Here is a 2647-nt window from a genome sequence, read left to right on the forward strand (position 1 = left end):
AGCCTCCCCGTTCAATACGATCGTTTTTCAGTTAAATCAAGCTCCCTTAAAAACGACTGAATATTCAGGTGAGATCATGGAACGTTATTTTAAACACAAAGGAATCTCTTATAAAACCATTAGCTTACTAGGAAGAAGTATGGGTATTCAGAAATGTTGCCCTTATGTTCTTGGAGAAGAAGCCTTTGTTCCTGAAAAAGGCCCCAGCTCTGCTCATACGAATTGGTACGGTATGCACCATGTATTGCATGCAGAGAAAAACGCTAAAGACGGTCTGACCTATTTATTTTGCCGAAATCAACATCGTTTGTTGCTGCCATTGGGTAAACACGGCTATCATGATCAGTTAGAGCGGGCAGCTAGTCTTTACTATGTACAACAGCTTTTAAAAGGCGAAGTAATGTCGATTTTTCATCTCGTTCCTGACTTCAATTACCAAGCAGAACGCAATGTTATTCAAAAACGCCTGCAATTCCATACACCTGTACTACCAGAATTCTTTACATTACGTGATTATTTCTGTTACTTAGATTACTTTAAAATCCAAGAAGGGTTAACACGGATATTAGGCGAAGAAAATCCTTATATTGAGGAAATCATGAACCACTTTAAAATCCCACCTTTTCCTTTCAATTTCAGCTGACTTCTCTTAATAAGTCCGCCCTACTTACAATTATTTTTAAAAATTAAAATATATGAATGAGCAAAAAAATAGAGAAGAAAGTGGAAAAATCCAGTTTCTTCTCTGTTATTCGCATAATATTTTATCTAATTTTAGTCAGGCCACTAACTATAGTATGTGCTGACCTTCTCATTTAATACACAGTTGCTTCGTATTTTTTTCCTTTAAGGTTCTCTTTAATTAATACTTGATGAACCAAAGCTTGTTTACTTTCTGACACTTCTGAAGTAATTTCACCGATTCTTAAGCACATATCATAAAAAATTGCAGCTTCCTGTTCTGTTTCAAATACATAAGTATGTGCCAGGTCTTTACTCTCTGCATAATGCAGTACCACTTCTTTTCCCTCTACATGTCCACTGAAATAACCTGAAAAAACTTCTTGTTTTTCCATTTTTCTGCCTCCTTGTACTCTTCTGCTTTAATGTATAGTGAATTGAATTCTTAAAGCTTTTCATTTCGAAGCGGTTACATTATCTACTAAAGCTTTTAGAATCCATTCACTTTTATAATACCCCTTATTCCCTGAATACTCTAGTGATTCTTTTCATTTATGAAAAAAAGTTCATTTTCAACTGCCTTAAAAGAGGATTCGTGTAAAATTGTTTGTTCAAATTCTACTGCTTTGGTCTAGTCGTTGTACTGATAAAGCTAAATAACGACAAAAAGAAATAACCGTCCATAACTTTAGCAAATTAACGGTTATTTCTTAACGTTCTAAATTTGCTGCCGTCTTAAACGGTTCTACATTTGAGGGCATGTTATCAGCATGTCCTCTTTTTCTATTATCATTATCTCATTTTACCTTGAGATTAACAAATCTAATAGATTTTTGAAAAGTGTAAGAATCAAATAACCGGCTATTAGATTAGGATCACTCAGACAGTTAATTCTTTTCTTTCATTGTATACAGCTTCCCACTAAAATCAACGATGATCAATTCTCCAGCTTGGTCTACGCCAAACGATGAGACCATTAAATCTGTATCAGCCAACTTCACATTTTTACTTTCTGCTGCTCCATCAGGCTTCCATAATGCCCAAATTTTACCAGAAACAAAATCACCATAGATATAGCTGCCGGTTAAGCTGGGATTTTCTTTGCCGTAATAGACATATCCTCCAGTGATGGGCTGTCCTTCTGTATGATCATATTCATAAATGGGATCCATTAATTTGGAAGGATTTACAGAACCAGCTGGATTAAACTCATTGGTTCCTTCTTTCAAGTTCCAGCCATAGTTTTGACCCTTTTCAATCCAATCGATTTCTTCAATCGTATTCTCCCCGACATCTGCTAACCAAAGTCGATCTTTTTCCGTATCGAAACTAAAGCGCCATGGATTACGTAAGCCATAAGCGTAGATCTCTTCGCGGTAATCGTCTGTATTAGCCGCAAACGGATTGTCTGCCGGTATCCCATAAGTTTGCCCATTAGTGGATTGGTCAACGTCGATACGCAGTAATTTCCCGTAGAGTTCAGTTAAACTCTGGGCATTTCCTTTCGGATCTCCGCTTCCTCCACCGTCACCAACGCCAATATACAAATAACCATCTGGGCCAAATGCTAGATGTCCACCATTATGGTTTGCATAAGGTTGTGGAAAAGTTAAAATGATTTTTTCCGTTTCTATCTTTACTTCAAGTGTTGTTGGATTCGCTTCGAATCTGGCAATCACTGTGCCTTCATCAGAAGTATAATTCACAAAGAAATAGCCATTTTGTTCAAAGTCAGGATGAAATGCCAGCCCTAAAAGCCCCATCTCATTTCCTTCCGTACTGATTTTACTGCTTAAATCAATAAAAGTAGACGTTTCTTTAGTATCCGGTTGATTTTCAAAATAACGGATCTTCCCCGTTCGTTCCACTACAAAAGCTGTATTGTCTTGATCATTGATCGTTGTGTAGTACAGCGGCTCTTCGAACATCAAATCCGGATATGCCTCTACTACTTCAACACTTGCTG

Annotated in this window: 3 protein-coding genes; 1 reads left to right on the forward strand and 2 read right to left on the reverse strand. The window is 37.0% G+C overall.

Going from position 1 to position 2647, the window contains the following annotated elements; genetic code table 11:
- Window positions 1–643, forward strand: a 643-nt coding sequence (locus RT405_RS05525) for a competence protein ComK (RefSeq protein ID WP_313468256.1), incomplete at its 5' end; no start/stop codon positions are given.
- 172 nt (window positions 644–815) lie between these two features.
- Here the strand turns inward: RT405_RS05525 and RT405_RS05530 are convergent.
- Together RT405_RS05530 and RT405_RS05535 are read right to left on the reverse strand one after the other, a co-directional pair.
- Entirely contained in the window at window positions 816–1076 is a 261-nt protein-coding gene (locus tag RT405_RS05530) for a hypothetical protein (protein WP_313468257.1), read from the reverse strand.
- Window positions 1077–1568: 492 nt separating this feature from the next.
- On the reverse strand, window positions 1569–2647 hold a 1079-nt coding region (locus RT405_RS05535), incomplete at its 5' end, for a PQQ-dependent sugar dehydrogenase (RefSeq protein WP_313468259.1).

The sequence above is a fragment of the Carnobacterium sp. genome (assembly GCF_032094055.1).
GTDB lineage: Bacteria > Bacillota > Bacilli > Lactobacillales > Carnobacteriaceae > Carnobacterium_A.